At 57.5% G+C, this 24,007-nt stretch carries 24 protein-coding genes, 1 tRNA gene and 1 pseudogene; 20 read left to right on the forward strand and 6 right to left on the reverse strand.

All coding sequences use genetic code 11. From position 1 onward, the window contains the following. Window position 1: 1 nt before the first annotated feature. The 4 genes from MF4836_RS33815 to MF4836_RS33830 are packed head-to-tail and all read left to right on the forward strand — an operon-like array spanning window position 2 to window position 3,433. The gene (locus MF4836_RS33815) at window positions 2–1,021 is read left to right on the forward strand and encodes a LacI family DNA-binding transcriptional regulator (RefSeq protein WP_078474033.1); all 1,020 of its coding nucleotides are present in this window, start codon (window positions 2–4) and stop codon (window positions 1,019–1,021) included. Window positions 1,022–1,044: 23 nt separating this feature from the next. After that, a complete protein-coding gene (gene rbsK, locus MF4836_RS33820; RefSeq protein WP_078474034.1) occupies window positions 1,045–1,962 on the forward strand; it encodes a ribokinase in 918 nt (305 codons plus the stop codon). Further along, the gene (gene rbsD / locus MF4836_RS33825; RefSeq protein WP_078474035.1) at window positions 1,959–2,363 is read left to right on the forward strand and encodes a D-ribose pyranase; all 405 of its coding nucleotides are present in this window, start codon (window positions 1,959–1,961) and stop codon (window positions 2,361–2,363) included. The genes rbsK and rbsD overlap by 4 nt, the downstream gene beginning before the upstream one ends. 41 nt (window positions 2,364–2,404) lie before the next feature. Then, window positions 2,405–3,433 carry a nucleoside hydrolase gene (locus tag MF4836_RS33830; protein WP_078474036.1) on the forward strand — a complete coding sequence of 343 codons (1,029 nt, stop codon included), beginning with the start codon at window positions 2,405–2,407 and terminating at the stop codon, window positions 3,431–3,433. 35 nt (window positions 3,434–3,468) lie between these two features. On the opposite strand, the gene MF4836_RS33835 is transcribed toward MF4836_RS33830, so the two are convergent. Beyond that, on the reverse strand, window positions 3,469–3,681 hold the full coding sequence (locus MF4836_RS33835) for a hypothetical protein (protein ID WP_020300168.1): 213 nt from the start codon (window positions 3,679–3,681) through the stop codon (window positions 3,469–3,471). A gap of 165 nt (window positions 3,682–3,846) precedes the next feature. Here MF4836_RS33835 and MF4836_RS33840 point away from each other — a divergent pair, with 165 nt between their 5' ends. Together MF4836_RS33840 and MF4836_RS33845 are read left to right on the forward strand one after the other, a co-directional pair. Beyond that, the gene (locus tag MF4836_RS33840; RefSeq protein WP_020300167.1) at window positions 3,847–4,152 is read left to right on the forward strand and encodes a hypothetical protein; all 306 of its coding nucleotides are present in this window, start codon (window positions 3,847–3,849) and stop codon (window positions 4,150–4,152) included. A 151-nt stretch (window positions 4,153–4,303) separates the two neighbouring features. After that, window positions 4,304–4,615: an I78 family peptidase inhibitor gene (locus MF4836_RS33845; RefSeq protein WP_078474037.1), complete on the forward strand. Its 312-nt coding sequence runs from the start codon at window positions 4,304–4,306 to the stop codon at window positions 4,613–4,615. A gap of 73 nt (window positions 4,616–4,688) precedes the next feature. Here MF4836_RS33845 and MF4836_RS33850 read toward each other — a convergent pair whose 3' ends face one another. Together MF4836_RS33850 and MF4836_RS33855 are read right to left on the reverse strand one after the other, a co-directional pair. After that, window positions 4,689–4,901, reverse strand: a complete 213-nt coding sequence (locus tag MF4836_RS33850) for a cold-shock protein (protein ID WP_003179963.1) — start codon at window positions 4,899–4,901, stop codon at window positions 4,689–4,691. A 293-nt stretch (window positions 4,902–5,194) separates the two neighbouring features. Beyond that, the gene (locus MF4836_RS33855; protein ID WP_020300165.1) at window positions 5,195–5,494 is read right to left on the reverse strand and encodes a hypothetical protein; all 300 of its coding nucleotides are present in this window, start codon (window positions 5,492–5,494) and stop codon (window positions 5,195–5,197) included. Window positions 5,495–5,869: 375 nt separating this feature from the next. On the opposite strand from MF4836_RS33855, the gene thrS reads away from it, so the two are divergent. From thrS to MF4836_RS33900, 9 genes are all read left to right on the forward strand, one after another. After that, window positions 5,870–7,792 carry a threonine--tRNA ligase gene (gene thrS, locus MF4836_RS33860; protein ID WP_078474038.1) on the forward strand — a complete coding sequence of 641 codons (1,923 nt, stop codon included), beginning with the start codon at window positions 5,870–5,872 and terminating at the stop codon, window positions 7,790–7,792. Further along, window positions 7,792–8,343 carry a translation initiation factor IF-3 gene (infC, locus tag MF4836_RS33865; RefSeq protein WP_170827566.1) on the forward strand — a complete coding sequence of 184 codons (552 nt, stop codon included), beginning with the start codon at window positions 7,792–7,794 and terminating at the stop codon, window positions 8,341–8,343. Before thrS ends, infC begins: the two co-directional genes overlap by 1 nt. A gap of 60 nt (window positions 8,344–8,403) precedes the next feature. After that, window positions 8,404–8,598, forward strand: coding sequence for a 50S ribosomal protein L35 (rpmI, locus tag MF4836_RS33870; RefSeq protein WP_002553160.1), 195 nt, complete (start codon window positions 8,404–8,406; stop codon window positions 8,596–8,598). Between the two features lie 28 nt (window positions 8,599–8,626). After that, entirely contained in the window at window positions 8,627–8,983 is a 357-nt protein-coding gene (gene rplT / locus MF4836_RS33875; RefSeq protein ID WP_002553161.1) for a 50S ribosomal protein L20, read from the forward strand. A 109-nt stretch (window positions 8,984–9,092) separates the two neighbouring features. After that, window positions 9,093–10,109: a phenylalanine--tRNA ligase subunit alpha gene (pheS, locus tag MF4836_RS33880; protein ID WP_020300163.1), complete on the forward strand. Its 1,017-nt coding sequence runs from the start codon at window positions 9,093–9,095 to the stop codon at window positions 10,107–10,109. Window positions 10,110–10,135: 26 nt separating this feature from the next. Continuing rightward, entirely contained in the window at window positions 10,136–12,514 is a 2,379-nt protein-coding gene (pheT, locus tag MF4836_RS33885) for a phenylalanine--tRNA ligase subunit beta (RefSeq protein WP_078474039.1), read from the forward strand. Between the two features lie 3 nt (window positions 12,515–12,517). Continuing rightward, window positions 12,518–12,820 (forward strand): integration host factor subunit alpha, encoded by a 303-nt coding sequence (gene ihfA, locus MF4836_RS33890; RefSeq protein ID WP_002553164.1) that lies wholly within the window; start codon window positions 12,518–12,520, stop codon window positions 12,818–12,820. Beyond that, window positions 12,801–13,157 (forward strand): MerR family transcriptional regulator, encoded by a 357-nt coding sequence (locus tag MF4836_RS33895; RefSeq protein WP_007920509.1) that lies wholly within the window; start codon window positions 12,801–12,803, stop codon window positions 13,155–13,157. Before ihfA ends, MF4836_RS33895 begins: the two co-directional genes overlap by 20 nt. Before the next feature lie 90 nt (window positions 13,158–13,247). Continuing rightward, window positions 13,248–13,324: transfer RNA gene (locus MF4836_RS33900), tRNA-Pro, on the forward strand. A gap of 126 nt (window positions 13,325–13,450) precedes the next feature. On the opposite strand, the gene MF4836_RS33905 is transcribed toward MF4836_RS33900, so the two are convergent. Beyond that, on the reverse strand, window positions 13,451–14,305 hold the full coding sequence (locus MF4836_RS33905; protein ID WP_178103008.1) for a c-type cytochrome: 855 nt from the start codon (window positions 14,303–14,305) through the stop codon (window positions 13,451–13,453). A gap of 69 nt (window positions 14,306–14,374) precedes the next feature. Then, the gene (locus tag MF4836_RS33910) at window positions 14,375–15,328 is read right to left on the reverse strand and encodes a LysR family transcriptional regulator (protein ID WP_078474040.1); all 954 of its coding nucleotides are present in this window, start codon (window positions 15,326–15,328) and stop codon (window positions 14,375–14,377) included. 110 nt (window positions 15,329–15,438) lie between these two features. On the opposite strand from MF4836_RS33910, the gene MF4836_RS33915 reads away from it, so the two are divergent. The 4 genes from MF4836_RS33915 (at window position 15,439) to MF4836_RS33930 (ending at window position 21,918) form a co-directional block, all read left to right on the forward strand. Next, on the forward strand, window positions 15,439–16,617 hold the full coding sequence (locus MF4836_RS33915; protein ID WP_078474041.1) for a M20 aminoacylase family protein: 1,179 nt from the start codon (window positions 15,439–15,441) through the stop codon (window positions 16,615–16,617). Between the two features lie 15 nt (window positions 16,618–16,632). Further along, window positions 16,633–17,919 carry an MFS transporter gene (locus MF4836_RS33920; RefSeq protein WP_078474042.1) on the forward strand — a complete coding sequence of 429 codons (1,287 nt, stop codon included), beginning with the start codon at window positions 16,633–16,635 and terminating at the stop codon, window positions 17,917–17,919. A 22-nt stretch (window positions 17,920–17,941) separates the two neighbouring features. After that, the gene (locus MF4836_RS33925) at window positions 17,942–20,668 is read left to right on the forward strand and encodes a beta-glucosidase (protein ID WP_238596256.1); all 2,727 of its coding nucleotides are present in this window, start codon (window positions 17,942–17,944) and stop codon (window positions 20,666–20,668) included. 98 nt (window positions 20,669–20,766) lie between these two features. Beyond that, a complete protein-coding gene (locus MF4836_RS33930; protein WP_238596257.1) occupies window positions 20,767–21,918 on the forward strand; it encodes a porin in 1,152 nt (383 codons plus the stop codon). A 93-nt stretch (window positions 21,919–22,011) separates the two neighbouring features. On the opposite strand, the pseudogene MF4836_RS33935 reads toward MF4836_RS33930, so the two are convergent. After that, window positions 22,012–22,317 (reverse strand): annotated as a pseudogene (locus MF4836_RS33935) (integrase arm-type DNA-binding domain-containing protein); the annotation flags it as partial. A 994-nt stretch (window positions 22,318–23,311) separates the two neighbouring features. Here MF4836_RS33935 and MF4836_RS33940 point away from each other — a divergent pair. Continuing rightward, window positions 23,312–23,845 (forward strand): hypothetical protein, encoded by a 534-nt coding sequence (locus MF4836_RS33940; RefSeq protein ID WP_078474045.1) that lies wholly within the window; start codon window positions 23,312–23,314, stop codon window positions 23,843–23,845. The last annotated feature ends 162 nt before the right edge of the window (window positions 23,846–24,007 follow it).

The raw sequence follows: 24,007 nt of genomic DNA on the forward strand, positions 1-24,007 counted from the left end.
CATGGCAACAATCAAGGATGTGGCGGCGCTCGCGGGGATTTCCTATACCACGGTGTCCCATGTAGTGAACAAGACGCGGCCGGTCAGCGAAGAGGTGCGGGTCAAGGTCGAGGCGGCAATCAAGCACCTCGATTATGTGCCCAGCGCCGTCGCGCGGTCGCTGAAGGCCAAGACCACCGCGACCATTGGTTTGCTGGTGCCCAACAGCCTCAATCCGTACTTTGCGGAACTGGCTCGGGGTATCGAGGATTACTGCGAGCGCAATGGTTACTGCGTGATCCTGTGTAATTCCGACGATAACCCGCACAAGCAGAGCAGTTACCTGCGGGTGCTGCTGGAGAAGCGCGTCGACGGGCTGATCGTCACCTCGGCTGGCGGCGACAGCGGGCTGGCGGAAGGCCTGGCTGCTGTGCGCACGCCCATGGTGATCGTCGACCGTGGGCTCGAAGGCGTGGATGCGGACCTGGTGCGCATCGATCACGAATACGGCGCGTACCTGGCCACTCGGCATTTGCTCGAACTGGGCCATCGCGATATCGCCTGCATTGGCGGCCCGGCCAATACCAGCGTGGCGCAGATGCGCCTGGCGGGGTTTCTCCGGGCATTGAAAGGGGCGGGGGTTGCGGTCCCGCCAGAGCGCATTCTGCAAAGCGATTTCACCAGTACCGGTGGGTATAGCGCTGCGGCGTTGCTGCTGCAGAACAACCCGCCAAGCGCCATTTTTGCCGGCAACGACATGATGGGCATCGGCGTGCTGCGTGCGGCGGCAGAGCGCAGTATCCGGGTGCCCAGCGAACTCTCGGTGATTGGCTTCGACGATATCCAGATGAGCCGTTACGTCTATCCCGCGCTGACCACCGTCGGCCAGTCGATCCTGCAACTGGGCGAAAAGGCCGCGGAGCTGCTGCTGCGGCGGATTGCCAAGCCAGGCCAGGCGATCGATCAGCGCATCGTTACACCCAACATTGTCTTGCGAGAGTCGACTGCACCGCTGGCCGGGGCATTCGCCGAATACCGCTGAACCGAATTGATGAGTACCGATGTATGTCAGCAAAAGTAGTGGTAGTGGGCAGCCTGAACATGGACCTGGTAACCCGGGCCGAGCGCCTGCCCCGAGGTGGTGAAACCCTGATTGGAAAATCCTTCGCCACGGTGCCCGGCGGCAAGGGAGCGAACCAGGCGGTGGCTGCGGCCCGGTTGGGCGCACAGGTGTCGATGGTCGGCTGCGTGGGCGACGATGCCTATGGCGAACAGCTGCGCGGCGCCTTGCTGGCCGAGACCATCGATTGCCAGGCGGTCAGCGTGATCGAGGGGGCCAGCGGGGTGGCGCTGATCGTGGTCGACGACAGCAGCCAGAATGCCATCGTCATCGTTGCCGGGGCCAATGCCCAGCTCGCCCCCGAGGTGGTGGCAGGGTTTGATGCAATCCTGCAGGCAGCCGATGTGATCATCTGCCAGCTTGAGGTGCCGTATTCGACTGTGGGTTTTGCCCTCAAGCGCGGGCGGGAACTGGGCAGGACCGTGATTCTCAACCCGGCGCCGGCCAGCGGGCCCTTGCCGGCTGAATGGTATGCGTCGATTGATTACCTGATTCCCAATGAGAGCGAGGCTTCGGCCCTGAGCGGCTTGCCGGTGAATTCCCGGGAGAGTGCAGAAGCGGCAGCCAGCCAGCTGATTGCCGCCGGTGCGGGGAAGGTCATCGTGACACTGGGGGCTCAGGGCTCGTTGTTCGCCGATGGCGCACGCTTTGATTACTTCCCGGCACCCAAGGTCGAGGCGATCGACACCACGGCGGCGGGTGACACCTTTGTCGGCGCATTCGCGGCGGCCTTGGCTGCCGGTAAAAGCGAAGCCGAGGCCATCAGTTTTGGCCAGGTCGCTGCGGCGTTGTCGGTGACCCGAGCCGGCGCGCAACCTTCTATCCCCACGCTGTCCGACGTCCAGGCGTTCTCTCCCTCATGAAAAAGACACCTTTGCTCAACGTCGCGCTGTCGCGTTTGGTTGCCTCCCTGGGGCATGGCGATATCGTGGTGATCGGCGATGCCGGCCTGCCGGTGCCGGCTGGCGTCGAGCTGATCGACCTGGCCTTGACCCACGGCGTCCCGGATTTCGTCACGACCCTGCGGGTGGTGCTCAGTGAAATGCAGGTCGAGAGTCATGTACTTGCCGAAGAGATCCTGCTCAAGCATCCGCCGGCCCTGCAGGCGCTGGATGAGTTGAGCACCAGTGGCGAGCTGGGCTCGCGAGAGCTGTTGAGTCATGAGGCATTCAAGGTACTCAGCCGCCGGGCACGAGCCGTGGTGCGCACCGGTGAGTGTCAGCCTTACTGCAATATCGCCTTGATCGCCGGGGTGACCTTCTAGCCAACCCGGCCTGTTATTTCTTCACGCACAAGGAGTGCGCCATGCACCGCTATGCTCAGCTACTGCACCATTGGCTTCGGAGTCTGCTGCTTTTGTCTTTGCTCACTGCTACAAGCGCCCAGGCGGCGGAAAAAATCGACCTGATCATCGACACCGATCCAGGGGCCGACGATGTGGTCGCCTTGCTATTCGCCCTGGCCTCACCCGAGGAGTTGCAGGTGCGTGCGCTGACCACGGTCGCCGGCAACGTGCGCCTGGACAAGACGTCGCGCAATGCTCGCCTGGCCCGTGAGTGGGCAGGGCGTGAAGAGGTTCCGGTCTACGCGGGGGCCCCGGGGCCATTGCTGCGGACGCCGATCTATGCCGAAAACATTCATGGCAAGGAAGGTATTTCCGGGGTCACTGTACATGAGCCCAAGGCGGCGCTGGCAAAAGGCAATGCGGTCAATTACCTGATCGATACCCTGCGTGCGGCCAAGCCTCACAGCATCACCATCGCCATGCTCGGCCCGCAGACCAACCTCGCGCTGGCCCTGATCCAGGCGCCGGATATCACCCAGGGCATCAAGGAGGTGGTGGTCATGGGCGGCGCGCACTTCAATGGCGGCAATATCACCCCAGTGGCGGAGTTCAACCTGTTTGCCGATCCACAGGCCGCCGAGGTGGTGCTCAAGAGTGGGGTGAAGCTGACGTACCTGCCGCTGGACGTCACCCATAAAGTGCTGACCAGCGAGGCGCGCCTGCGGAAGATCGCGGCCTTGAACAACCAGGCGAGCAAGATCGTGGGCGATATTCTCAACGAGTACGTCAAGGGCGATATGGAGCATTACGGCATTCCGGGCGGTCCGGTGCACGATGCCACGGTGATCGCCTACCTGCTCAAGCCCGAATTGTTCAGCGGGCGTCAGGCCAATATGGTGATCGACAGTCGTGAGGGTCCGACCTTCGGCCAGACCATTGTCGATTGGTACGACGGTTTGAAGCAGCCGAAGAACGTGTTCTGGGTTGAAAACGGCGACGCCCAGGGCTTCTTCGATCTGCTGACTGAGCGCCTGGCTCGGCTGAAATAAATCTGCGTGCTAGAGCGCGGTCAGCCTGAGGGCTGTCACTCGCGCTCCGGATCCGGGGCGCCTGGGTGGTCGGCAGGGTACTTTTCGAAGACTTGTCGGATAAACGCCTGGGCAGCCTGGGTTCCGAACTCCTTGACCAGCAGGTCGATACCGATGATTGCCAGTTCCTCCGGGCTGCCGGGGCTGTAGGAGCAATGGCCTTGTGGCCACTTGGCTTTGATGTCGGCGTCGATACTTACGATGGCCATGAAAATCTCACGATGTCTGTAGTTGAGGCGGGGCCTGAAAGGCACTGGTGCGGTATTGGCGGTGCGGCAAAGTTAAACATCTTGCCAGATTTTTAGCACTGCTACTTAGGCATGAGGGGAGGGCTATGCGACACTTGGGTTTTGTCTGTTTTCAAGGAAGCTCGCGTGCAGATCGATTTGAATAACCCTGACGCCTTGACCCTTGAGGCGGTTCGGCAGTTGCTGGCGTCGGCCAGTGACAACGTTCATACCCAATTGCGGGTTACCAAAGGCGGTATTGCCTACCTTTCCTCGGGAGTGGTGGGAGGCGTTGATATCGATGACCTGCTGTTCCGGCTCGAAACTTGGGCCGCCGGCTCTGGTTATGTAGGTCTGGTGGCGGCCAGCGATGAAGTCTGGGTCATGCAGATATTCAACGCGTTGAAACAGAACTGGCCCAAGCCGCCGTTCGACTACATCGACATTTATTGAACGCTGTTCATATTCAGTGACGATTGTGTGCTCAGGCTTGAGTCGCGTCTGAGGCAGACTTGTCCGCCACAGGGCAAATGGCCATTTTTTTGAAACCAAACGTCCCTGCCGCTGTCGCACGATCTCTGCTTATTTTTGAAAAGGAGGCTTCATGCCTTGGAAGCTTGCATCATTCGCCACCCTGCTGGCCGCGATCACCCTGGCTGGGTGCAGCACCTCGGGAGCGGAAAAGGACCCAGTGGTTGCCGATTCCGGTAACAGTCGTTGTGAGTCGAAAGCCGCCGAGTTCGCTATTGGCAAGAAGGCTTCCCCTGAACTGCTGGAGCAGGCCCGTACCCGTGCCGGGGCGCAGAATGCACGAATTCTCAAGCCGAATGACATGATCACCCTGGAATACCGTTCTGACCGCTTGAACCTCAATACCGATGCCAACCTGGTGATTACCCGGGTCAATTGCGGCTGATTGCTTCAAGACATTGTCAGCGCACATAAAAAACCCCGTCACATGGACGGGGTTTTTTTAGCTCGCGTAGATTTTACTCTGGGCGAACTTGTGCAGCTTGCATACCCTTTTGGCCTTTCTCAGCCACGAAGGAAACGGTTTGGCCTTCTTTCAGGCTTTTGAAACCGTCGCTTTCAATAGCTTTGAAGTGTACGAACAGGTCGTCACCGCCACCTTGAGGAGTGATGAAGCCGAAGCCTTTTTCATCGTTGAACCATTTTACGGTGCCGGTTTGGCGATTAGACATGGTGTATCTCCAAGAAACATATATTTTCAGTAGTGCTGTGCTGCTCAGGCCAACTGGGCACACCGGGCTATCATAGTCGAAATGTTCGACTTGGGAGCCCCCCGGCGGTGCTGTTTACCTGGTAGTTGCATGCTTTTTGTTGCTCTGATCGGCTGAAACCCCCGGTTTAAGGGGCTTTGGCAGAAAATAATCGGTTATAAAAAAAGCCGTAAAAGCTGCGTAAATTGTGAAAAAAGCCACTTTTTCAGCCTGCTTTAGCCCTGAAAAAGTGTCCCTTCACCGATAGCTTCGAGCTATTTCACTACCCGGCAAGCTGCGATTGCATCCAGCGCCTTGGTTCTGAGTTCTGCGCTGGGCGGGTTCTGCTTGCTCATCAGTTCTTTGATTTGCTCGCCGGTGAATTTTTCGTTCAGTTTGTCCGCGCCGCACGCGCAGTGCTTCTCAGCGGTCTTGGCATCGACGCTCTGGCTGGCAGCGGCGGTGCAATCCTTCATATAGTCGGCGCGCAGACCGGTGGGCCAGGCAGCTTGGGCGCTAAGAGGCAAAAGCAGGGCAAAGGGGGCGGCTAGGGCGAGTAATTTAGTGAGGCGCATGAGTCGGGCTCTCCTGAGGTCGATAGCAAGAATGGCGATTCTCCGATTATTTGAGGCCGCCGGTACACATCAAGTTCACTTTCTTGCACAAAAGCCTATTAACCAGGTGGCCGCAGCGCGATGACCGTTCATCTGTGCTAGCATGCCCGGCTTGGGTATTTGCCGGCTTTGGACGAATTCAATTGTCCTTGCCCTTTATGCCCCAATCTTTTGATTTGAATCCCAGTCACTCTGGTTCGATTTTCCGGTTGGCCGCCAAGGCCCCTGCCACTGTGCGGCAGGCGTTGTCAGACAACGGCCTGGATTGAACCGCGTACTGGCTCATCCCAACCCACGTGACCTTTGGTAGGGGTCACCACTAGGAGAGGAGGCGCCATGCCCACCATTACTCTTCCCGACGGCAGTCAACGTTCATTCGATCATCCGGTTTCCGTAGCCGAGGTCGCCGCATCCATTGGTGCAGGCTTGGCCAAGGCCACCGTGGCCGGCAAGGTCAATGGCAAGCTGGTCGACGCCTGCGATTTGATCGACGGCGACGCGACCCTGCAAATCATCACGCCAAAGGATGAAGAGGGGCTGGAGATCATTCGCCACTCTTGCGCCCACTTGGTCGGCCATGCGGTCAAGCAGTTGTATCCGACTGCGAAGATGGTTATCGGCCCGGTCATTGATGAAGGCTTCTATTACGATATCGCCTATGAGCGTCCTTTCACTCCGGACGACCTGGTGGCGATCGAACAGCGCATGCTGCAGCTGATCGAAAAAGATTACGACGTGATCAAGAAAGTCACTCCGCGCGCCGAAGTGATCGATGTGTTCAAGGCCCGTGGCGAAGACTACAAGTTGCGCCTGGTCGAAGACATGCCGAATGAACAGGCCATGGGCCTGTACTACCACGAAGAATATGTCGACATGTGCCGCGGTCCACACGTGCCGAACACACGCTTCCTGAAGTCTTTCAAGCTGACCAAGCTGTCCGGCGCCTACTGGCGTGGCGATGCCAAGAACGAGCAATTACAGCGCGTTTACGGCACCGCCTGGGCCGACAAGAAGCAACTGGCGGCTTACATCCAGCGAATCGAAGAGGCTGAAAAGCGCGACCATCGCAAGATCGGCAAGCGTCTCGGTCTGTTCCATACCCAGGAAGAAGCACCGGGCATGGTGTTCTGGCACCCTAACGGCTGGACCCTGTACCAAGTGCTCGAGCAGTACATGCGCAAGGTTCAGCGCGATAACGGCTACCTGGAGATCAAGACACCTCAGGTCGTGGATCGCAGCCTGTGGGAGAAATCCGGGCACTGGGCCAACTACGCTGAAAACATGTTCACTACTCAGTCGGAAAGCCGCGACTACGCGATCAAGCCGATGAACTGCCCGTGCCACGTGCAGGTGTTCAACCAGGGCCTGAAAAGCTACCGCGAGCTGCCGCTGCGCCTGGCCGAGTTCGGTGCTTGCCACCGTAATGAACCGTCAGGTGCGTTGCACGGCATCATGCGCGTGCGCGCATTCACTCAGGACGATGCGCACATCTTCTGTACTGAAGAGCAAATGCAGGCTGAATCCGCTGCATTCATCAAGCTGACCATGGATGTCTATGCCGACTTCGGCTTTAAAGACATCGAAATGAAGCTTTCCACTCGCCCTGAAAAGCGCGTGGGTTCCGATGAGTTGTGGGATCGGGCCGAATCGGCCTTGGCTGCGGCGCTTGATAGCGCGGGCCTGCCTTACGACTTGCAGCCGGGCGAAGGCGCGTTCTACGGTCCGAAAATTGAGTTCTCGCTGAAAGATTGCCTTGGCCGTGTCTGGCAGTGTGGTACCTTGCAGCTCGATTTCAACCTGCCGATCCGTCTGGGTGCCGAATACGTCTCCGAAGACAACAGCCGTAAACATCCGGTCATGTTGCACCGGGCGATTCTTGGTTCGTTCGAGCGCTTCGTCGGAATTCTGATCGAGCACTACGAGGGGGCTTTCCCTGCGTGGCTGGCTCCGACTCAGGCAGTGATCATGAATATCACTGATAAACAGGCAGATTTTGCCCTTGAAGTCGAAAAAACTCTCAATCAAAGCGGATTTCGTGCCAAGTCCGACTTGAGAAATGAAAAGATCGGCTTTAAAATCCGCGAGCATACTTTGCTCAAGGTTCCTTATCTCTTGGTTATCGGAGATCGGGAAGTCGAGATGCAGACTGTCGCTGTGCGTACCCGTGAAGGTGCTGACCTGGGCTCGATGCCCATCGCCCAGTTTTCGGAGTTCCTCGCACAAGCGGTTTCCCGGCGTGGTCGCCCAGATTCGGAGTAATTACTATTAAGCGTGAAATGAGACAAGATAAACGAGCTGCACCGAAAGCCCCGATCAACGAGAATATCTCGGCACGCGAGGTTCGGTTAATTGGGGCTGAAGGTGAACAGCTTGGGATTGTGTCAATTGAAGACGCGCTTCTTAAGGCTGAAGAGGCCAAGCTGGATCTGGTGGAGATTTCCGCCGATGCAGTGCCCCCTGTTTGCAAACTGATGGACTACGGCAAATCGATCTTCGAAAAGAAGAAACAGGTTGCCGCAGCGAAGAAAAACCAGAAGCAGATTCAAGTAAAAGAAATCAAGTTTCGTCCAGGGACGGAGGAAGGGGATTACCAGGTAAAACTGCGCAACCTGGTACGTTTCCTGAGTGATGGGGACAGGGCCAAGGTATCCTTGCGATTCCGCGGCCGTGAGATGGCCCACCAGGAGCTGGGGATGGAACTCCTCAAGCGGGTTGAAGCTGACCTGCTCGAGTACGGTTCGGTCGAACAGCATCCTAAGATGGAAGGACGCCAGCTGATCATGGTCATCGCCCCGAAAAAGAAGAAGTAATCAATAGGGCACGGCAGGCCTTCTGATTATGTTTATCAACTGAATGCGGAGTATCCGAACATGCCAAAGATGAAAACTAAAAGTGGTGCTGCTAAGCGGTTTCTGAAAACTGCTAACGGTATCAAGCACAAGCACGCTTTCAAGAGCCACATCCTGACTAAAATGTCGACCAAGCGTAAGCGTCAACTGCGCGGTAGCAGCTTGCTGCATCCGTCCGACGTGGCAAAAGTCGAGCGCATGCTGCGCCTTCGTTAATTTTAGTCAAGAATAGAGGAAGTAACTCATGGCTCGTGTAAAGCGTGGCGTCATTGCCCGTAAGCGTCACAAAAAAATTCTGAAACTTGCTAAAGGCTACTACGGTGCACGTTCGCGCGTATTCCGTGTTGCCAAGCAAGCGGTAATCAAGGCAGGCCAATACGCCTACCGTGACCGTCGTCAGAAAAAACGTCAGTTCCGCGCTCTGTGGATCGCTCGTATCAACGCTGGTGCACGTGTTAACGGTCTGTCCTACAGCCGTTTCATCGCTGGCCTGAAAAAAGCGTCCATCGAGATCGACCGTAAGGTTCTGGCTGATCTGGCAGTGAACGAAAAAGCGGCGTTTGCTGCGATTGTCGAGAAAGCTAAAGCCACCTTGGCTTAAGTACCCCCGACAGTTACCTGGGCTCACCTCTGTGGGCTAGGGTGTTAAACGTCATAAATAGGGGAAGAGCCTTCAAGCTCTTCCCCTATTTTGTATCTGGAGTCTGTACATGGAAAACCTGGATGCGCTGGTCTCTCAAGCACTAGAGGCTGTGCAAAGCGCTGAAGATATCAATGCCCTGGAGCAAATCCGGGTTCACTACCTTGGCAAGAAGGGCGAGTTGACTCAGGTGATGAAGACCCTGGGGAATTTGCCGGCAGAAGAGCGTCCGCAAGTCGGCGCCCTGATCAACGTTGCCAAGGAGCGTGTCACAGAGGTTCTCAATGCGCGCAAGGCGTTGTTCGAGGAGGCCGATCTTGCGGCCAAACTCGCCGCCGAATCCATTGACGTGACCCTGCCTGGCCGCGGCCAGACCTCTGGTGGTCTGCATCCGGTTACCCGGACTCTGGAACGTATCGAACAGTTCTTCACCCATATCGGCTACGGCATTGCCGAAGGCCCTGAGGTCGAAGACGACTATCACAACTTTGAGGCGCTCAACATCCCAGGCCATCACCCGGCCCGGTCGATGCATGACACCTTCTATTTCAACGCGAACATGCTGTTGCGCACCCATACCTCGCCGGTACAGGTCCGCACCATGGAGTCTACCAAGCCGCCAATTCGCATCGTCTGCCCGGGCCGTGTGTATCGCAGCGACTCCGATATCACCCATTCGCCGATGTTCCATCAGGTCGAAGGCCTGCTGGTCGATCGCGATATCAACTTTGCCGATCTGAAAGGCACCATCGAAGAGTTCCTGCGGGTGTTCTTCGAAAAAGAGCTTGCGGTACGTTTCCGTCCTTCCTACTTCCCGTTCACCGAACCTTCCGCCGAAGTCGATATGGAGTGCGTGATGTGTAGCGGTAAAGGCTGCCGCGTCTGCAAGCAGACTGGCTGGCTGGAAGTGATGGGTTGCGGCATGGTGCACCCGAACGTGCTGCGCATGTCCGGGATTGACCCGGAAGAGTTCTCGGGTTTTGCCTTCGGCATGGGCGTTGAGCGTCTGGCCATGCTGCGTTACGGCGTGAACGACTTGCGTCTGTTCTTCGACAACGACTTGCGGTTCCTCGCGCAATTTCGCTAGTCGTAACGGATCTTTAGGAGAGCAGGATGAAATTCAGTGAACAATGGCTGCGTGGCTGGGTAAGCCCGCAGGTAAGTCGCGACGAGCTGGTTGCTCGTCTGTCGATGGCCGGTCTTGAGGTCGATAGCGTAACGCCGGCCGCCGGTGATTTCAGTGGCGTGGTAGTGGCCGAGGTGCTGAGCACCGAGCAGCACCCGGATGCTGACAAGCTGCGTGTATGCCAAGTCAGCAATGGCGCGGAAACTTTTCAGGTGGTATGCGGGGCGCCCAATGTGCGTCCAGGCCTGAAAATTCCATTCGCCATGATCGGTGCCGAGCTGCCTGGCGACTTCAAGATCAAGAAGGCCAAGCTGCGCGGTGTCGAGTCCAACGGCATGTTGTGCTCCCAGGCAGAACTGCAAGTGGGCGAGGGCAACTCCGGCTTGATGGAGTTGCCTGCGGACGCGCCGGTGGGTGAAGACATTCGTACCTACCTCAACCTGAACGATGCCAGCATCGAGGTCGACCTGACCCCGAACCGTGGCGACTGCCTGTCCCTGGCGGGCTTGGCTCGCGAAGTCGGCGCCTTGTACGCCGAGCCGGTTGCACGTCCAGCTGTGGCTGCCGTTGCAGCGGTGCACGATGAAGTGCGTCCGGTTGAAGTGCTGGCGCCCGCTGCGTGCCCGCGCTACCTGGGCCGCGTCATCCGCAATGTCGACCTGTCCAAGCCTACACCGCTGTGGATGGTCGAGCGTCTGCGTCGTGGCGACGTACGCAGCATTGATGCGGTCGTGGATGTAACCAACTACGTGATGCTGGAGCTTGGCCAGCCGCTGCACGCTTTCGATCTCGCCGAAATCAATGGCGGCATCCGCGTGCGCATGGCTGACGAAGGCGAAAAACTAGTCTTGCTCGATGGCCAGGAAATTACCCTGCGTGGCGATACCCTGGTCATCGCCGATCATACTCGTGCCCTGGCGATTGCCGGTGTCATGGGGGGGGAGCACAGCGGCGTTACTGCTGGTACTCGCGATATTTTCCTTGAAAGCGCGTTCTTCGATCAGATCGCGGTAGCCGGCAAGGCGCGTTCCTACGGCCTGCACACCGATGCCTCACATCGTTACGAGCGCGGCGTGGATTGGCAATTGGCCCGTGAAGCCATGGAGCGTGCTACCGGCCTGCTGCTGGAAATCACTGGTGGTGAAGCTGGTCCGATCATCGAAACCGTTAGCGAACAGCATCTGCCTTCGGTTGCGCCTATCACCTTGCGTGCTGAGCGCGTCACCCAAATGCTTGGCCTGGAAATCGACGCTTCCGAAGTCGAGCGTCTGCTCACTGGTTTGGGTTTGAAAGTTTTCGCTGATGGGGCAGGGCAGTGGCGTGTTGAGGTGCCAAGCCATCGTTTCGATATCAGCTTGGAAGTTGATTTGATCGAAGAGTTGGCCCGCCTGTACGGCTACAACCGTCTGCCGGTTCGTTACCCGCAGGCTCGCCTGGCACCTCAAGCCAAGGCGGAAGCGCGTAGCGACCTGCCTGAGTTGCGTCGCCTTCTGGTCGCTCGTGGTTATCAGGAAGCGATTACTTATAGCTTTATCGATCCGAAGCAGTTCGAATTGTTCAGCCCTGGCGTTGAGCCGCTGTTGTTGGCCAACCCGATTTCGAATGACATGGCAGCCATGCGCGCCTCTCTGTGGCCTGGTCTGGTCAAGGCACTTCAGCACAACCTGAATCGTCAGCAGGATCGTGTCCGTCTATTCGAAAGCGGCTTGCGCTTTGTCGGTCAGTTGGAAGGTCTGAAGCAAGAGCCAATGCTGGCTGGTGTGGTTTGCGGCAGTCGCTTGCCTGAAGGCTGGGCGCAAGGTCGCGACGTCGTGGATTTCTTTGACGTCAAAGCTGATGTCGAAGCGGTATTGGGCTTTGCCGGTGCTCTGGATTCGTTCAGTTTCGTGCCTGGTAGCCACCCAGCGTTGCACCCGGGGCAAACGGCCCGCATTGAGCGTGAAGGTCGCTTGGTGGGTTATGTGGGCGCCATTCACCCCGAGCTGTCGAAAAACCTCGGTTTGGATCGCCCGGTCTTCGTCTTCGAGCTCGTTCTGGCCGAAGTTGCTCTGGGTAAAATGCCTAAATTCCAGGAGTTGTCGCGTTTTCCTGAAGTGCGTCGTGACCTTGCACTGGTGGCCGACAAAGACGTCGCAGCCAGCGCTGTGTTGGATGTAATCCGTGAAAATGCAGGTGAATGGCTGACAGACCTCAGGCTATTTGACGTGTATCAGGGTAAAGGCATTGATCCGCATAGAAAAAGCCTTGCAGTTGGCTTGACCTGGCAGCATCCATCGCGCACTCTTAATGATGATGAGGTGAATTCTGCGACACAAAATATCCTCACCTCGCTCGAACAAAGGTTGAACGCCACGTTAAGGAAGTGACGTATGGGGGCTCTGACGAAAGCTGAAATGGCCGAACGTCTCTACGAAGAGCTGGGTCTGAATAAACGTGAGGCCAAGGAATTGGTCGAACTGTTTTTTGAAGAAATCAGACACGCTCTCGAAGACAACGAACAGGTCAAATTGTCCGGTTTCGGTAACTTCGACCTTCGGGATAAACGCCAGCGTCCTGGCCGCAACCCGAAAACGGGAGAAGAAATCCCGATCACGGCTCGCCGTGTGGTCACCTTTCGTCCAGGGCAGAAGTTGAAGGCCCGAGTTGAGGCTTATGCTGGAACCAAGTCATAACGACGAGCTACCCGTCATCCCGGGTAAACGCTACTTCACCATCGGTGAGGTCAGCGAGCTCTGTGCGGTCAAACCGCATGTGCTGCGTTATTGGGAGCAGGAGTTTCCTCAACTCAACCCCGTCAAACGCCGCGGAAATCGCCGGTATTATCAGCGCCAGGATGTGCTGATGATCCGGCAGATCCGCGCGTTGCTTTACGATCAAGGGTTTACTATCGGAGGTGCGCGCCTGCGTCTTTCCGGTGATGAGGCCAAAGACGACACCACCCAATACAAGCAATTGATCCGCCAAATGATCTCCGAGCTGGAGGATGTCTTGGTGGTGCTCAAGAAGTGATTTTTTGCTTTTAAAATACTTCCATATTTCAAAAGCTTGCGATATATTCTTCATCGCTTCGTTAGAAGCGAACCCAGTATCACGCCTAGTCGGGGCGTAGCGCAGTCCGGTAGCGCACTAGCATGGGGTGCTAGGGGTCGAGTGTTCGAATCACTCCGTCCCGACCATATAATTCAAGGGGTTGCGAGATTTTATCTCGCGACCCTTTTTTACTTTTAAGGCTTTTTACCCCCCCGCAAAACTTCTGGCTCTGGGTGGAATCCTTACGACTTCCGCGCAGACAGACGCAGGCTTTAGCACTCGCGCATGGTCTCTGTACCAATGCTGTCGCTCCTTTCTCTTCCCATCCTGAGGTTTTGCGTGCCGGCCAGGCTCGAGGCCAGTTGGTTGATGCCCTTGCCGTCACTGTTGTGGCACGCCGAGCAGCTGGTCGAATAGACATTGGCGCCTTGCTGCATCAGCGAGGTGTTGGCTTTGGGCATTGCGGGGCTGCGGGTAGCCGAGCCGGGCAGCTCTTTGAGGTAGGCGGCGATGGCGTACAGGTCCTCGTCACGCATGTGCTGGGTCGAGTTGGTGACCGCTTCTGCCATGGGGCATGAGGCTACTGCGACGTAGTTGCTGCCCGTTTTCAAGTACTGCACGAGCAGCGCGTCGCTCCAGCCGCCGACGCCGACATACGGGTTGCCGGTGATTTCCGGTACATGCCAGCCCGCCAGTTCGCCGCCTTGCAGGAACGCGTCGCCCTTGTCGCCGCCGAGAAAATTCTTCGATGTGTGACACGCTGCACAGTGGCCGAGGCCCTGCACTAGGTAGTCGCCCCGGTTGATCTGCTCAGACGCGCCAGCCACCGGTTTGAACGGCGTGTTATCGAAGTACCGCAGGTTCCAGCCCATCATCAGGCGGATGTTGAACGGGAAAGGCAACTGGTTGGAGCCGACTTCGTTGTCCGCCGCCGGCACCGTTTGCATATACGCCCAGAGGTCGTGCATGTCCTGGTCGCTGACTTTCACGAAGACGTTGTAGGGCATCGCCGGGTACAGGTTTTCGCCATGCCGGCCTTTGCCTTCGCGCACCGCGCGGTTGAACTCCTGCTCGGACCAGGCGCCGATACCGGCGTTCTTGTCGGAGGTGATGTTGCTCGCCGGCATCGTGCCGAACGGCGTTTGCAGTGCATAACCGCCGGCAAAGGGTTTGCCGGGTCGAGCTTAGATCGACGCTCAAAAAAATAGATCTTTGGGTGACAGCATCTCACCGTAGGGCGAGTTTGAGTTTCGGGTGTGCTGCTTGATTACCTGTTTCAAGAGCGAGATGAAGCCGTTAGCGGCTTTGCTACGCACGGTACCGCGCCGGCTGACGGCGCCGAGGATTCTGGACTTCGACGCTTTGAACGCACTCATGGGTTCTACGGTGGTGAAAAAGAACGGCGACTTGAGCAGTACATCGGGAAGTACCGTCAGCGAGTCTGTCTGCAGCAGTATCGGCAGCAGGATTCCGGCCGAATGTACGCTGACGACGTGACTGGGCGGTGGAGACAGGCGGAATTCTCGGTTCAGGTCGTTGATGAAGTTGTTGTGCAGCGAGGGTGGGTAGTTGGCCAGCCATTTCATCGAGTTGAGTTCGTCGATGGAGCTGGAGTGTTGCAGCGGGTGGTCTTTGCGCGCGACCACATGAGCCTGGTAGGAAAATAGCGGCTCGATGGAAAACTCATTTTCGGCGGCAAAATTACTGGCCTGGATGATCGCAAAATCGAGATAGCCGTCTCGCAGTTGTGGCACGGAAATACCGTGCAGTCCCTCATACACTTCCAGGAACACGTGCGGGTGTTGTTGCTGATAAAGGCTCAGGCATTCCGGCAAAAAAGTGAAGTTGACCATCGGCGAGATGGCGATGCGCAAACGCTCCGTTTGACCGCTGCGAATCAAATTCAAGTCGGCCTTGGCTTTGTCTATCTCGCTGAGAATCAACCGTGCATGGTGCAGCAGGCTTTTGCCCGCTTCGGTAAATCGCACACCCGTGTGCGTTCGCTCCAGTAGCGCCATTCCCTGCTGCTGCTCTAGGTCACGCAATGTGCGGGTAATTGCTGCTTGCGTCAGCCCTATCGATTTGGCTGCGCTGCGGATGCTGCCGGTCTCGGCAACCGCCACCAATGCTACGAACTGATTGGTTTTCATGCCGCTCCACGATGACAACTAAAAGTTGTCATCGAGCCTAAACCTTGTCTTTTCATCCTGTCAATACGGGTCAGAATCAGGGCCATGTTCAGTCTGAGGAGACAATAAAAATGACAATACTGGCAGAAATCGAGCAGATTCAGGAGGAGATGATCGCGATCAGACACGCTATCCACGCGCATCCAGAATTGGGCTTCGAAGAGTTCGCCACCAGTGACTTGGTGGCGCAAAAACTTGAAGAGTGGGGCTATCAGGTGCATCGCGGCTTGGCGGGCACTGGCGTGGTTGGCCAGCTGTGTAATGGCAGCGGCCCGCGCATCGGCTTGCGTGCCGACATGGATGCGCTGCCGATCAACGAGGAGACCGCCCTGCAATACGCCAGCACCCAGGCCGGCAAAATGCACGCCTGCGGCCACGATGGCCACACGGCTACACTGCTGGCGGCAGCCAAAGTGCTGGCTGATACCCGACGTTTCAACGGCACCCTGAATGTGATCTTCCAGCCGGCGGAAGAGGGCTTGGGTGGCGCTCGCGAAATGGTCGAACAAGGCTTGTTTGAGCTATTTCCGTGCGATGCGATCTTCGCCATGCACAACATGCCGGGTTTTCCTCAGGGCAAGCTGGGCTTTCTGGCGGGGCCGTTCATGGCCTCATCCGACACCGCGACGATTACCTTGCACGGCGTTGGCGGCCACGGCGCAGTGCCTCATAAGACGGTGGACCCGGTAGTCATCGCGGCCACCTTGACCCTGTGCCTGCAAAGCATCGTGTCGCGCAACATCGACCCGCTGGACACCGCCATCGTCAGTGTTGGCTCGATTCATGCGGGCGCTGCTGCCAATGTGATTCCGGCCTCCGCCACGCTGCAAGTGAGCGTGCGCTCGTTGCGCGCAGAAACCCGTGACACCCTGCAAACGCGCATTACCACGCTGGCGCAGCACATCGCACAAAGTTATGGCGGCGAAGCCGAGGTGCACTACAACCGCCGCTACCCCGTACTGGTGAATGATGAGCCGCAAACCGAACTGGCCCGCAGCGCCGCGCTGGAGTGGGTCGGCGAAGAGGGTTTGATCCAAGACATGCGCCCGCTGACCGGCAGTGAAGACTTCGCCTTCATGTTGGCCAAATGCCCCGGTTCCTACTTGATCATTGGCAATGGTGACAGTGCCGAGAACGTCATGTGTCACCATCCCAAATACGACTTCAACGACCAGTGTTTGTTGGTCGGTGCCTCGTATTGGGTCAAGCTGGTGGAAAAAATGCTGAAGCCTGCTCCGTCTGTTCAATGAGGCCCGGATTCAATCATGCACACTCCTTCATCTGAAGCGTCTGCCGTGCCCGTTGACTCATCGGTGCCGGTCCGGCCCAGCCGGAAAAAGAACATCGCCGCGGTGACCATCGGCAATGGCCTGGAGTTCTACGACTTCACGGTCTACAGCTTTTTTGCCACGGTGATCGGCAAACAGTTTTTCCCCATGGAAGGTACGAACCAGTTGCTGTTGGCGTTCGCCACTTACGGCATTGGTTTTTTCATGCGGCCGCTGGGCAGCATTTTGCTCGGCCAATACGCCGACCGCGTAGGGCGCAAGGCCGCGATGGTACTGACCCTGTGGTTGATGGCCATTGGCTCGCTGATATTTGTGCTGGCGCCCACCTACGCGCAAATCGGTATCGCAGCGCCGTTACTCATCGTGTTTGCCCGGTTGCTGCAAGGCTTTGCGATTGGCGGCGAAGTGGGCGCATCCACCACCTACCTGATGGAAAAAGCCGACAGTCACGAGCGCGGTTACTTCACCAGTTGGCAGTTTTTCAGCCAAGGCTTGAGCGTCCTGCTCGGGGCGCTGGTCGGTTTGAGCGTGAACTACGCGCTGAGTGAAGAGCAGGTCATGGCCTGGGGTTGGCGACTGCCTTTCGTGATCGGGCTGCTGGTGATTCCAGTGGGTTCCTATATGCGCCGCCACCTGCAAGAAAGCGAACAGGTGAAGCACGACGTCAGCCATCGCTTGAGCTGGCGTGAACACAAGCGTGCGTTGGTCGCCGGCATCTTGATCGCAATCGGTGGCACCTCGGGCTCCTACGTGATCCTGCATTACCTCTCCAACTTTGCCGTGGCGCAGTTGCACTTGCCGCTGGCGGCAGGGATCTGGACCGGGTGCGCCGCCGGTGCCGTGCAAGTGGCCCTGGCAGTGGCCTCCGGGCGCGCCTGCGACCGTTGGGGACGCAAACGCATGATCCTGTGGTCGAGGATCGCCTTGCTGGTCTTGATCTACCCGGCGTTCGTGCTGTTGCAAGCGTCGCCGACCTTGCCGGTGCTGGTGATCGTGGCGAGCACCCTGGCAGCCCTGCTGGTGTGCAATACCGTGCCGTCGCTGGTGTTACTCGCGGAAATTTTTCCGGCGCAGGTCCGGGCCACGGGGCTTTCAGTGACTTATGCGTTGGCCAGCATCATCTTCGGTGGCTTTGCGCAGTTCTTCTGCACGCTGTTGATATCACTCACCGGCAACCCCAGTGCGCCGGCGTTCTACCTGATGGTTTGCGGGTTGGTTTCCCTGCTGGGTCTCCTGCTCGTCAAAGAACCCATTCAACGTTAACCCAGAAGTAACGGAGCTAATCATGACTAGCGTTATTACGCGGTACGGGCGCGTTCGCCCGCGACTTTTCCGACTGTCGATACTGACGGCGGCGGTGGTGTGCGCATCCTTGGCCGGTGCGGCCATGGCCAGCCAAGCTGAAGTCCGCCCTGATGCGGATACGGCGCGGGTGGATGCACTGCTGAAAAAGATGACCCTGGACGAAAAATTCAACCTGATTCGCGGCGTGACCGAGGACGACAGCACCAACCAGGGCCAGGCCGGCTACCTGCCTGGGGTGGCTCGCCTCGGTGTGCCTGCGTTGCGCCTGGCCGATGGCCCGCCCGGTATCTTGACCCGCAAAGCCTCGATCATCCCGACCTCGACCATGGGATTGGCCGCGACCTTCAGCAAGCAGGATGCCTATGACAACGGCGCGGTAATCGGCGAGGAGGCCAAGCGCCTGGGCATCGATGTCGCGCTGGAGCCCTTCATCAATATGTTCCGTGACTCGGGCTTCCGACGTGGTTGGAACACGTACGGCGAAGATCCGCTGCTGACCGGCAGCATGGGCGCCGAGGTGATCAAGGGTATCCAGGGCCAGGGCGTGATGGCCCAGGCCAAACACTTGGTCGGCTACGACATGACCGGCTATGACACGCGCATTCCCGAGCAGGCCTTGCGCGAGGTGTACCTGGCACCCTTCCAGGACGCGATCGATGCCGGTGTGGCCTCGATCATGTGCTCCTACAACAAGCTCAACGGCGAGTTCGCTTGTGGCAACGAACAGTTGCTGGAGCAGGTACTGCGCGGCCAGATGGGCTTCAAGGGTTTCATCACCTCCGACTGGGGTGGCGTGCACAGTGCCCAGTACGTCAAGAAGGGCATGGACATGGAAATGCCCGGCCGCATCGACGAGAAGCACCCGTTCTGGGACATCATGCGTTCCTACTACGACAATACCGAGCAACAACAGCCGGCGTTGCACACCTCGATGGGCAGCATGAAAAAGGTATTTGCCCGCCCCATGCCGGAAGAGTGGATGGTTGGCCAGCGGCCGAATGTGCTGCTGGGGCAGTTCCCCAACGACGAGAAGCCGAGCAACTTGTTTGAGGCCCTGCGCGACAAGACCGTGCAAGAGCAGGATATCGACAAGGCCGCCCGGCGGGTGCTTGGCCAGATCGAGCGTTTCGGCATGCTGGACAAGGGCAGTCATCAGCCGCAGTCGACGCCCATGGTTGCCGGGCTGTCGCAGATCGTGCGCCGGACCAGCGAGCATTCGGCGGTGCTCCTGAAAAACCAGGACAACGTGCTGCCGCTGTCCAAGGAGGATCTCAAGGGGCTGGCCATGATCGGTCCGGGGGCGTTGCAGCCAGTGGCGCTGGGCGTTTCCGCCGAGCACGCGATCGGTGTGCCAGCGCTGCAAGTAGGCCCGGCCAACGCGTTGCGTGCGCTGGAGCCAACCGCTAAGGTCAGTGTGGCCGTGGCCAACGACATGACCGGCGTCGCGATTCCGGCGCAGTTCGTGTCGTTTGAAGGCAAGCCGGGGTGGGTAAGGGAAGGGCTGTCCCCGCGCGACAACCAACTGGCGTTTACGCAGGCCAATGCCTTGCCGGCCAACACCTTGCCGGCCTGGAAGACGAACCTGACCATCGAGCAGGAAGGCGATTACAACCTCAACCTGCAAATGCTAGGCGCCGGCGCGGTATTGAAAGTCGACGGCAAAGTCATCGGTGAAAGCAGCTCTTTGAAAAATGCCTTGCACGGTGATGTTGTGCATCCCGGTCAAGACGCCTTGATGCCGACCACGGACGGGCTCAACAACGTGCGACGCATGGTCAAGCTCAGCCGTGGCGAGCACCTGATCGAAGTCAGCACCTACAGCGACACCTCTGGCGAGCCGGTTCAAGTGCGCCTGGCGTGGGTCACGCCGGCCATGCGCGAAGCCAATCGGGCACAGGCGTTGGTTGCGGCGCGCAGCGCGAAGAAAGTGGTGTTTTTCGCCTGGGCACGCACCGACCCGCAGTTCGGTTTGCCGGGTGACCAGGACGCGTTGATCGCAGAAATCGCCGCGATCAATCCCAACGTTGTGGTAGTGCTCAACACCAGCACGCCGGTAGCCATGCCATGGCTGGACAAGGTCAAGGGCCTGGTGCAGATGTGGTGGACCGGCGACGAAGGCGGCCCGGCTACCGCCAATATCCTCACAGGGCGTAGTAATCCGGCAGGTCGCTTGCCGTTCACCTGGGCCCACAGCCTGCAGGATTACCCGGCCACTGACCCGCGCTACCCCGAGCGTGGCCAGCAACTTGACGGCGTAGTCACTTATACCGAGGGCGTGAACATTGGCTATCGCTGGTTCGAATCGCAGCACAAAACGCCGCTGTTTGCGTTTGGCTACGGGCTGTCGTATAGCCGCTTCGACTACCGCGCCTTGCAGACGCATCGCCTGGCGAATGGCGACCTCAAGGTCGATTTCAAATTGACCAACATTGGTCGCGTAGCGGGGGATGAAGTGCCGCAACTGTACCTCGGGGCTCCCTCACAACCGGTCGAAGGTGCCGAGTTCGCACCGCAGACCCTGGTTGGGTTTGATCGGGTAAACCTCAGGGCCGGCGAAACCAAAACCGTGTCCATCGTGGTACCGCTGCGCAAGCTCCAGTATTGGGCGGTCAACAACCAAACCTGGGAACTGCCAAAGGGCGAGCGCACCTTGAAGCTAGCCAGTGCGTCGGACAATGTGAGGGTGAGCCAAGCCGTCTCGTTCTGACCGTTACACCCCATAAAAATAAAAATATCCAGGCTTTAGCACTACCTACCTCTTGAACGTCTGCGCCATTGCCTGGTGGCGCAGCGGGAGCTTCCCCCATGATTTCCTCTGTTCGTCGTGTTGGACAAGGCTTTTGCGTGCTCCATCGTTTTATCCTGGCGGCGCTCCTGGCGCTGGGTGTTGTCCAGTCAGCGCTGGCAATTGACTTGATCAAAACCGACAGTGACCGCTTGGAACTGCACGCCCAAGGCATTTTTGCCGCCAACGACAAGGTCTACATCCAGGGCCGCCACACCGGCAGCATCGGCCACCGCATCAACATGATCTACACCCACCAGCTTAGTACTGAGTGGGCCGTGGGCATGCGCCAGGAATGGGCCTACGACCCGTTTTACTACGATCACACGGCCGCCCAGATCAAACGTTTCCAGTACGTGTTTGTACGCAATGCACGCTGGGGGCAGTTGAGTTACGGGCAGCAAAAGTCCCTGACATTCGACATGGTCGGGTCCGTCACTGACTGGTACCTGGGTTATGGCACCAAGGGCCAGGGCACGTTCAACGGCTATGGCGGCAACCAGTTGCTGGGCTTTTCCCGGCCGAACAAATCGCTTTACTACCGGGTGCGTAGCGGCGATTTCGAGCTCGGGGCGATGTACGGCTTTGGCACCGGTCCGGTGCACAACTCCGTCAACCCCAGCAGTGTGGGCCCCGGCAAGTTTGTCGACAGCTCGCGGGACTCGCTGTACCAGGTCGGTACCATCTGGCGCCCGGCGCAGAATTGGTCGTTGCGCCTGGCCTATGGCGTCACCGAAATGAGCGAACGCTCGCTGGACACCAGGGCTCAACTCAACACCCGTCACCCCAACGTCGAAGGCTGGCTGTCGGGGGTGACGTATACCAATGCGCCCTGGTACCACGCGCTGGTGTACGGCGAGTACCGCAACCTCAACGCTTCAGCGCCAACGTCCAGCGGCTACCGTGAAGCGAAGGCCGTGGAGTCCTACAGCAGCTACTCATTTCCGGAAATGGGCGAATTGGGGTTTTTTAAGGCGTATGGCGGGATCAATCTGTTTTCCGACAAAAGCAGTGACGGTCGCAGCGGGTATTCGGTGGCCGGTTTTGCTCTGATCACCTTGCATGACAGCCTTGCGATTGGCCTTGAGAGAAAGTTCGATATGGCCCGGAACAAGCAGGGTGACAGTACCGGGGTTGATGAATATGAGCTGGTAGCCAAATACTACTTTTAGAACGTGTGCAGTCTTATTGTGTCGACACTAGGAACCGGGTGGAAAATCGGCGTCGGGATAGTCTTTCGCCGATTGGCTATGGGTTGAATGCGCTAGGGTAGCCGCGGCGTATGCCTGTGCCTTGGCTGTTTTCTTGTGTTCGTTGGGATTGATCTGCTCATCAATGAGCACCCTGGCCTGGTTACGCGCCTTACGGATGTCCGTCAGGGATTTGCGCGGCCAGGTTCCGCAGGCGTACTTTTTGTTCTGGTCGCCCCAGCGATAACGATTGAAAAAGCTGACCGACACACCGTCCTTACGCACTGAGATTCGCCCGGCGGATTTGCCATCCTCCCTGAGGATGCGGCCGGCATCATTGGCGGTCAGCGACTCGAGTTCTTTGATGGTGATTTTGGCCATGAAACGGGCGCTCCCTATTTTTACCCCCACAAAAACGTCGGTTCCTGATGGACGTTATCGGACTCGCGTAGAGCAGAACACCGCTGGAACTCGCGTAAATACTGGCCTGGAAAAATCCTGTACAAAATTTTGGAAGCTTTCAAGAAGTATGAAAAAGAAGATGGGGGCTCGGGGGCGAGGGTTCGAATCACTCCGTCCCGACCATATTTTTAATGACTTAGTCCAATCTTCACAGGTTGGACTTTTTCATTTCCAGAAAATACTCTCACATCCCCCCACACAGTAATTTTGCGAATTGCAGGGACACAGGGTCCTACCAGGGGGGCTTATTAGATTTCTTATCCCTACTCCGGTCTCTGCTCCAGTAGAGGCTGTGGTTTGCTTGCTTTGAGTGGTTGGTAGTCTGTGTGCTAGATATTCCTGTACACAAGCTTCTTCATTGGTTTTGTAATGTAATTACCTTACCGCGCTCGCACCCGGATGCGGAACCACTGGTGCGCGTTTGGCGGCGTCGCTGAGTGAGAGTCAGGGGAGTGGGCGAATCAAATCGTTTGATAAGCACATAGTCCACACGCGGCATAACTCAAGTTCTGGTGTTAAAAGTTTTCTCGGTGCCTGCTTTACTAGCACCTTAGTTTGAATGTCGGTAACGCTTGCTCTGCAGATGCGCTACGATCCTTGGTCCTCGGAAGGAGATCAAACGGAATGATCGGTCGTTTAGTTGTATGCAATTTACTGGCGACGCAACTATTGACAGTATTCATTGCGAGTGAAGGGGTTGGTTACCTGGGCGAGGAGGACTGGCAAGCGAAAAGACGAGGTTCAGCCTGGCAATGGGCTCCCGTAGTTTTTTGAACTCGCATTCAATTTCAAAAAGTTCAGAACGCAGTACGTACCATTTGATATGAATGTCTATCGATATGTGCGGTTCGACTAGAAGGCAAGCAAGTGCTGCCCGGCTTCCCTACGGCATTTGGTTTATGGAGAGTTATCGGTGTTACAGACGCTTTGGGTGTTGTTCCATTGGGATGCTTTTGAGTCTATCGCAATACTCGCACTCCCTTTTCAGCTCTTTTATTTGGTTTGGACTTTGGTTGCCAATATAACTATCCGTTTGCGTGGTCGTATTCCTTTATTTTGGGCCAACGCGTTGGTGGGAGTGATTGCGAGTTTGGCGGCAATGAAGGCTTGTATGGTGGCTCTGCCTTATGCGCTCGATTATCAAGAGTACCGTGAGAGTGTTCGGCAGTTGGCAGTTCAGGAACGTTTACAGCGACAACAGGACTCGCCAGATGTTGATACGGGCCCCGTCGAGTTGGCAGGCGGGATCGGGGGGCTGGAGGTAATGAAAGTTTTTATGGCGTTGACGTCCTACTGGGTTGATTCCAAGCAGCTTCGTGAGGAAGCTCAGCCGTTGGAAGGTCGGAAGAGTTCACAGCCCCAACTGATGTCGAAAGCTGTTGATGCTCAGCCTGTCAAAGCTCCTTCAAATGTTATTGAAGAAACTTCAGATTCTTCAGGGTGGTGATAAGAAATACGTCTCAAGAGCCTCGCCTTAGCGGGGCTTTTTATGTCTGGAGGTTATCCCTCATGAAATTAAATTCTGTTGTTGCCTCTTTCATGGGATAGCCGTGCACCAGCTTCCAGCAGACTGATCCGCTCCCACCTACCCAACGCCATGCCCCCTCAC

It is taken from the genome of Pseudomonas sp. MF4836, from assembly GCF_002018875.1.
Taxonomy (GTDB): Bacteria; Pseudomonadota; Gammaproteobacteria; order Pseudomonadales; family Pseudomonadaceae; genus Aquipseudomonas.

Excerpts from the sequence above, each read along its gene's own strand:
- MF4836_RS33815 (WP_078474033.1), top strand. The coding sequence starts at position 2 with ATGGCAACAATCAAGGATGTGGCGGCGCTCGCGGGGATTTCCTATACC.
- rbsK (WP_078474034.1), top strand. The coding sequence starts at position 1,045 with ATGTCAGCAAAAGTAGTGGTAGTGGGCAGCCTGAACATGGACCTGGTA.
- rbsD (WP_078474035.1), top strand. The coding sequence starts at position 1,959 with ATGAAAAAGACACCTTTGCTCAACGTCGCGCTGTCGCGTTTGGTTGCC.
- MF4836_RS33830 (WP_078474036.1), top strand. The coding sequence starts at position 2,405 with ATGCACCGCTATGCTCAGCTACTGCACCATTGGCTTCGGAGTCTGCTG.
- MF4836_RS33835 (WP_020300168.1), bottom strand. The coding sequence starts at position 3,681 with ATGGCCATCGTAAGTATCGACGCCGACATCAAAGCCAAGTGGCCACAA.
- MF4836_RS33845 (WP_078474037.1), top strand. The coding sequence starts at position 4,304 with ATGCCTTGGAAGCTTGCATCATTCGCCACCCTGCTGGCCGCGATCACC.
- MF4836_RS33850 (WP_003179963.1), bottom strand. The coding sequence starts at position 4,901 with ATGTCTAATCGCCAAACCGGCACCGTAAAATGGTTCAACGATGAAAAA.
- MF4836_RS33855 (WP_020300165.1), bottom strand. The coding sequence starts at position 5,494 with ATGCGCCTCACTAAATTACTCGCCCTAGCCGCCCCCTTTGCCCTGCTT.
- thrS (WP_078474038.1), top strand. The coding sequence starts at position 5,870 with ATGCCCACCATTACTCTTCCCGACGGCAGTCAACGTTCATTCGATCAT.
- rpmI (WP_002553160.1), top strand. The coding sequence starts at position 8,404 with ATGCCAAAGATGAAAACTAAAAGTGGTGCTGCTAAGCGGTTTCTGAAA.
- rplT (WP_002553161.1), top strand. The coding sequence starts at position 8,627 with ATGGCTCGTGTAAAGCGTGGCGTCATTGCCCGTAAGCGTCACAAAAAA.
- pheS (WP_020300163.1), top strand. The coding sequence starts at position 9,093 with ATGGAAAACCTGGATGCGCTGGTCTCTCAAGCACTAGAGGCTGTGCAA.
- pheT (WP_078474039.1), top strand. The coding sequence starts at position 10,136 with ATGAAATTCAGTGAACAATGGCTGCGTGGCTGGGTAAGCCCGCAGGTA.
- ihfA (WP_002553164.1), top strand. The coding sequence starts at position 12,518 with ATGGGGGCTCTGACGAAAGCTGAAATGGCCGAACGTCTCTACGAAGAG.
- MF4836_RS33895 (WP_007920509.1), top strand. The coding sequence starts at position 12,801 with ATGCTGGAACCAAGTCATAACGACGAGCTACCCGTCATCCCGGGTAAA.
- MF4836_RS33905 (WP_178103008.1), bottom strand. The coding sequence starts at position 14,305 with ATGCCGGCGAGCAACATCACCTCCGACAAGAACGCCGGTATCGGCGCC.
- MF4836_RS33910 (WP_078474040.1), bottom strand. The coding sequence starts at position 15,328 with ATGAAAACCAATCAGTTCGTAGCATTGGTGGCGGTTGCCGAGACCGGC.
- MF4836_RS33915 (WP_078474041.1), top strand. The coding sequence starts at position 15,439 with ATGACAATACTGGCAGAAATCGAGCAGATTCAGGAGGAGATGATCGCG.
- MF4836_RS33920 (WP_078474042.1), top strand. The coding sequence starts at position 16,633 with ATGCACACTCCTTCATCTGAAGCGTCTGCCGTGCCCGTTGACTCATCG.
- MF4836_RS33925 (WP_238596256.1), top strand. The coding sequence starts at position 17,942 with ATGACTAGCGTTATTACGCGGTACGGGCGCGTTCGCCCGCGACTTTTC.
- MF4836_RS33930 (WP_238596257.1), top strand. The coding sequence starts at position 20,767 with ATGATTTCCTCTGTTCGTCGTGTTGGACAAGGCTTTTGCGTGCTCCAT.